Annotated in this window: 5 protein-coding genes; 3 read left to right on the forward strand and 2 right to left on the reverse strand. The window is 49.9% G+C overall.

The genetic code is table 11. From position 1 onward, the window contains the following. The first annotated feature begins 330 nt into the window (after nucleotides 1–330). From ACTF5Z_RS10845 to ACTF5Z_RS10855, 3 genes are all read left to right on the forward strand, one after another. Nucleotides 331–1731: a sensor histidine kinase gene (locus tag ACTF5Z_RS10845; protein ID WP_438985645.1), complete on the forward strand. Its 1401-nt coding sequence runs from the start codon at nucleotides 331–333 to the stop codon at nucleotides 1729–1731. A 254-nt stretch (nucleotides 1732–1985) separates the two neighbouring features. Beyond that, entirely contained in the window at nucleotides 1986–3128 is a 1143-nt protein-coding gene (locus ACTF5Z_RS10850; protein WP_438985646.1) for a hypothetical protein, read from the forward strand. 15 nt (nucleotides 3129–3143) lie between these two features. After that, a complete protein-coding gene (locus ACTF5Z_RS10855; RefSeq protein ID WP_438985647.1) occupies nucleotides 3144–3842 on the forward strand; it encodes a response regulator transcription factor in 699 nt (232 codons plus the stop codon). Here the strand turns inward: ACTF5Z_RS10855 and ACTF5Z_RS10860 are convergent. Both ACTF5Z_RS10860 and ACTF5Z_RS10865 read right to left on the reverse strand, forming a co-directional pair. After that, nucleotides 3798–4202, reverse strand: a complete 405-nt coding sequence (locus ACTF5Z_RS10860) for a hypothetical protein (RefSeq protein WP_438985648.1) — start codon at nucleotides 4200–4202, stop codon at nucleotides 3798–3800. The two genes, ACTF5Z_RS10855 and ACTF5Z_RS10860, sit on opposite strands and share 45 nt — an antisense overlap. Before the next feature lie 54 nt (nucleotides 4203–4256). Then, nucleotides 4257–5155 (reverse strand): glutathione S-transferase family protein (locus ACTF5Z_RS10865; protein ID WP_438985649.1); only part of this gene is annotated, 899 nt, incomplete at its 5' end.

The following is a 5155-nucleotide window of genomic DNA, read 5'->3' on the forward strand; positions in this document are numbered from 1 at the left end:
AACAGAGCGCTAGGGGCGTGCTTTGGGAACCGGCAAACTTAAGACCCTTTATTCCCAAGGACTTTAACGGCAATCAGGTTGATAACGGCAAACACAGCCAATAAAGTCGTCGCGCGCAACCAGCGGATGTCACCTTTTAATAAGCCCATCAGCATAAGCACTGTGGCTGGGCCGCTGCGCAAACGCGGTCACGATACTCTAGCAACTCACGCTCCTATTGAGAGCGGAGCCACGACCTAGCCCTCTAGGGCAGTTGTGCCCAACCGCTTTTGAGGTATAGTCCATCGAAAGCCTGCTTTTGCGTCAACGTCCGCCACTGGAGCCAACCCTTTGAGCCTTGACCCTCGCACCATTTTACTCTGCGGAGCTCTGCTGTACCTTTGCCTTCCCGTGACGAGTTATTTTGCGCTGCGCCAGGCAAAAGACACCAAAACCACCGTATCACTCTGGTCGGCAGCCGGATTTATTGCTGGAGTTGGAATGATACTGACTTCGTATCGTAGCGATTTACCCGTATTGCTATCCAGAGAACTGGCAAACACCCTGATTTTTATCGCCATTACTATGGGCGGATTAATTCTGAGACATCAATACCGCCCCGGCTTGGATTTCAAAAAGACCTCTGCCTTGATCCTTACCGTCATCGCCATCACGCTCTTGCTCAATGTGGCAGAACTGGAACTCTGGCGAGTTTTATGGGTTCGCCTAGTCTTAGCCATCGCGAGTTTTTTCCTCGCCAAAGAAGCCTGGCAGTGCGCCCGTTATGAAACCGCTCCAACACTTCGAATGGTCGCAGCAACCCACGCATTGCTCGGCATCACCTTCGCCTACCAATTTTGGGTCTCTATTGCCGAGGGTAGCTTTGCGCCTATTGATAACAACCCGGCAGCAATAGCAACAGCGATCACGGGAATAGCAACCTCTATTGCAAACCATATGGGCTTCAGCGGCTTTATTTTCTCAAACGTAACGCGAGTGAGGTTGGCGCTCAACCAAAAGTCGACGACGCTCAGCCTGCAAGAGGATGTTTTAAAAAGGCTTGTCCAGCAGGATGACTTAAGCGCGCTTGCACTGACTTCCGCCAAAATAAGCCACGATTTAGCACAACCTCTAATGTCTATTTCGACCCATCTAGGTCTCATCCAACGAGCTTGGTCGCGCGGTGAGGTCGCGTCGATCGGGAAAACGGACATTGAGCGCGTCCGTCTTGAGACCAGTCGGTTAGATGCATTGCTTGCCCGATACGACCAATCAAAGACGGACGATGTGGCTTCTGAGTCTGTGAACTTAAAACACCTGATCCAGGAAATAAAAACGCAGTTTGAAACCAATTTAAGCGCATCGAGCATACAGCTCCGCATCAACCAAGAAGCCTTAGATGTTTGCATTACGGGCATTCAAGTTGACCTAGAGCGGGCGCTTGCCAATATAATTTCTAACTCGATTTATGCGCTAAGAGCAACCTCTGCCCCCCTCATCACAATTCATGGGAAGCCACAAGGCACGAGCTACGTGCTCACAATAACCGACAACGGAGAAGGGCTTAAGGCCAGTGACGCTGGCCTAGTGGGAACACCCTTTTTCACAACGAAAGCGACTGGCCTCGGTCTTGGGCTATCGATATGCGGAGAGCTAATGAGCCAACAGGGGATTGATTTCCAAGTCTATCCGCAGAGCGAATCGGGATTTGAGGTGTCGTTCGTTTTCCCTCATTACTGGAACGCAGAATGATAGACAATGCAACTCTGTATGCCAGCACTGGGTTCGCTTCGATAGCGCTTTCGGCCAGCTCCTGGTGGGCGCTACGCAATAATCATATAGAAGGCTTGTCGATCTGGTGCTGGTCCTCGTGCCTATTTGGCTTGAGCCTCATGCTCTTTGGCGTATCCACAGAGCATATTGTGCAATCGTCCGCTAGCGGAATGTATTTTCAAATGCTCATCAGTTCTTTGATCTTACAGGGAATCGCGCTGACACCGAAATCAATGAACATTAAAAGAGCAGCGGGGCAAGCGCTCTTCATTCTTTGTCTGCTGGGCATACTCATCGCTCTTGTCCTCAGCTCCCTTAACAAAGTCTATGAGGCTTTCATCAGCCGGATCATGTTGGGCGTCACTTTAGGTGCCATTGCACTGCTGGCATGGTTTAAAAGCCGAGATCAAGGGTATTCCAAAGCACGTTTCATCGCAGTCGCTTATGGATTATTAGCTGTGTTGTGTCTTGCCTTGATGACGCGATGGATGTTTATAGGCGCCCCGCCCCAAAATTATCAAGGAGGCGGAAATACAGCGTTCGCCTTTGCCAGTATACTGGGAATGGTGGCAATCCATTTTAACTTTTTAGCGATGCACCTTGAGCATGCCTTGGGCCAAACGCTCACACTCCAAGAAAGTATTCTTGCTCGAAATATGGCTCTCAAACTTCAAGACGATATAGCGAAGAAAAATAGAACGCTCATCACGCTGTCGCTCGCTGAGACAACGCAAAGTAAGCTAAAGCGCCCAATTCAATCGATTCGGAATTTAACCTACCTTTTTACCTATGACCAAAATGGGCTGGCTCGAACCGATCAAAATGAGACCACGCTCGAGATACTCGTTGATCTAGCTCGCGAGGCAAACAGCACCCTTAAAAAAGTCAGAGCACTGATAAAGTCATCGCCAAACCAGACTGAGTCTGTTGAGTTCAATACGTTTTTGAACGATTGCGTAGACCTGGTATCGATGGCACCTCAGCACACATCCAGCGCAATTGAGTTTAAAGGACTCGAAAGACCCATCGTTCAAAAGGTTGACACAAATCGCTGGCGCCAACTCGTTTGGAACGTCTTCGAATGTATTGGAGCCGGTCAGTCGCCCTCCGGTGTCAAACGTGCAGAAGCCCGTCTGGAGTCGACTGCAACGGGGCTTAAGCTAACGGTGGCAACTAACGTAGCGTATGATTGCAGTTTCGAAGCTGTGGACACGACCTGGATATTGAGCAAAGAGGGCTCGGTGGCCATAAACTACCCTCTGCTGACGGCCTTCGTAGTCTGCAAAGACCTGGGGTGTATTCTCAAATACGGTGCCTCCGCTGAAAATACACTTAGCATCAGTATCTCAATACCCAGAGCAGCATTAATAACATAGAGCGCTATTTTGATAATGAAGACGATACGCCAAGTCAACCACGAACGTAACTGCGAAAACGGGCAGGTTATTGTAGTTGAAGACGATCCGGCCATACGATCGGGACTGGAGCAACTCTTCGAATCGGAGTCCTATTCGGTCACTGCATTTGCATCGGTAAACGCGTTTTTAGTTGATCAAACTCTTATCGCCGCGGCTCAGCAATTTCCAACCGTCTTGATCTGCGATGTGATGTTCCCTGAGGGCTCGTCTTTGGACACGCTAAGCGGTAGACACCTGGATTTCCCAGTTGTGTTCATGAGCGGTGCGTCCAGCGAGCGAGAGGTAGTAGAGGCCTACAAGCAAGGGGCTTTCGGGTTTTTATTAAAACCCATGGAAATCGACGAGTTACTTGCAGAGGCTGCTCGTGCCTTGGCAGCACATCATCGGCATCTCGAGCAACGTACACTCCGGCAAGTCGCTCTCGAAAAACTGGCTCGCCTAACATTAAGAGAGCGAGAGGTCGTCGATCTCATCTGTCTAGGCTTAAGCAACTCACAAATAGGCGATCATCTCAACATTGCACTGCGCACGGTCAAACTCCACAAGCAACACGCCATTGAGAAGCTCGACAAGCCCAATCTACCTGACTTAATAAAACTGCTTGCACTATCCCAGCAGCTAACAGAACTACCGAATGCGACCGCCATCAGCGTTTTCGCTAGCTCGATCTAAAACCTTAATGGCATAGAATGCAATCAAAGCAATGACGACTTCCGTCAAAATAAATTGCGTTGCAAACGCGGCGTCATGCAATAGCCACGCGATGATGCGCCCTGATGCGGCGAGGACAACCAAGGCCAAGGGCGCATAAAGCCACTGAGACTCGCGCCGGACCACAGAGATGAACATAAATAGAGAGCCGGTCAGGAAGAGACTGGAAATATCTCCGACCTCTGTACTTAAGCCTACTCCACTTGATAGTGTCATTCCAAACTCAGACGCTGCGCCGGCCGGATCAAGCCACCATCGCAAACCCAACAACAAAAATACAAAAGCGACTAATACCAAAAACCCACGTGCCACATTAACCATTAAATTCGTCCTTTTTTATTGTCAGACTCAAATTGTAAAGTGATTACACACCACTTAAACCCAGCGCTCTTCGTTGTCTACAAACCGGATCCCACGCGTTAACCTCGCACTTAAAATCGCATCCATGCCAGCCTCGCGGAACATATCAACTACCTGCGCCTTCTCCTCTGACTCTAGGGTATCGTAAAAATACTGCAACTTCTGAAGTAAGTAAAAGCGATATGGCGCTGAGACCCCCTCAATCGTTTGCCCCCGCAACTCAAATCGCGCAGGTGCCAACATGCGCTCGGCGGGCGCGCCCGGCTCAGGTACATTGTTGGCCAACCAATCGTTTATGACCTCGGCCTGCGCCAATGTCTCAGGCACAAAGTCTTCGGAAATGACCTTTAATACGCTGAGGAGAGTGTCAGGAATATCATCATCGGCAAGCCAGTCGTCTGTCGCGTAAAAGAATTCGGGCGCATCTTGATCGGGGCGATTCATTCGTTCGACCCAACGATAGACTTTAATGGCCCTATCTTGCATCAATTTAAGCGGATATGGGTCGCGACCGAGGTGGGCGAATAAGGGGGCTATCATGCCATAGTCACCGATGCACGGCTTCCCTCCCAGCAAGTAAGGTAGGGTCGAAAAATGCGCCTGTAGCGCGTCCAGCAAATCACAGTAGTGGGCTTCAACCACGGGCATCGTTGTTTCGTTAACGCCCCACAACTGTGCCACATGCCGCATTCGATCCATCATGCGCTCGCACTTTTCCTCTTTACCGGGTTTATCACGCTGAACATGCATGAAATGTTCGGTCAGAAAATCTAGATTAGTCTCTGGGAAGTTCCAACGGTAATGCATAGCCGCGCGCAGCAACCCTTCGGCACCGATAACATCAAACAGTAAGCTCACAATGTGTTGCTTGGGTGTTGAGGGATGACTCTGGTAACCATTGATTCGCTCGAAAT

Origin of the sequence: Aequoribacter sp., from assembly GCF_965659035.1 — a bacterium.
Classification (GTDB): domain Bacteria; phylum Pseudomonadota; class Gammaproteobacteria; order Pseudomonadales; family Halieaceae; genus Aequoribacter.